The organism is Leptolyngbya sp. CCY15150 (assembly GCF_016888135.1).
Classification (GTDB): Bacteria; Cyanobacteriota; Cyanobacteriia; order RECH01; family RECH01; genus RECH01.
Genome location: NZ_JACSWB010000013.1, coordinates 1 through 216, shown reverse-complemented (window position 1 = coordinate 216; position 216 = coordinate 1). Strand labels below are relative to the sequence as shown.

General features: G+C 53.7%; 1 pseudogene. It reads left to right on the top strand.

The features are described from left to right. Positions 1-216: pseudogene (locus JUJ53_RS00055) on the top strand (IS66 family transposase); the annotation flags it as partial.

The window sequence follows — 216 nt, the reverse complement described above, 5'->3', positions numbered from 1 at the left end:
TTGCCCTGCAACGACGACGACATACCCTGGCTCCCTCAACGATTGAGCAGTATTGCGCTCGATTTCGCGGCTCACTGCGGGAGATTTTGAATCTCAAGCCTAAGTTGCTCGAGGGACAGCGGTTGCTCAAACGCTATCAGAAGATTCGAGATCATCTGTTGCTGTTCTTAACTGATGCGACCGTCCCGCCCACCAATAACGCCAGTGAGCAGGCGT